The sequence below is a fragment of the Brucella tritici genome, assembly GCF_008932285.1.
GTDB classification, from domain to species: Bacteria; Pseudomonadota; Alphaproteobacteria; order Rhizobiales; family Rhizobiaceae; genus Brucella; species Brucella tritici.
The window spans coordinates 1-268 of the sequence record NZ_WBVY01000032.1 but is presented as its reverse complement, the minus strand read 5'-3'; the positions used below and the strand labels follow the sequence as shown (position 1 = coordinate 268).

The window sequence follows — 268 nt, the reverse complement described above, 5'->3', positions numbered from 1 at the left end:
GGCGAGTATCTTCACATCCAGAAGAAGGAGCGCTTCGGGGCGACTTTTTCAAAAGGGGATGGGGACAGGTTGTCCTTCAGCCAAATCAGAATGCCCAGACCCATTTTTAACTTTGACTGGAGGTCAGAAATGAACATCAAGAGCCTTCTCCTTGGCTCCGCTGCAGCTCTGGTTGCAGCTTCCGGCGCTCAGGCTGCCGACGCAATCGTCGCGCCAGAGCCAGAAGCCGTTGAATATGTCCGCGTCTGCGATGCTTACGGCGCTGGCT

1 protein-coding gene is annotated in these 268 nt (G+C 55.6%); it reads left to right on the top strand.

Features of this window, described 5'->3' with window-relative positions:
• Window positions 1-129 precede the first annotated feature (129 nt).
• The coding region (locus F9K94_RS24275) for a porin (RefSeq protein ID WP_192799585.1) at window positions 130-268 on the top strand (139 nt) is incomplete at its 3' end.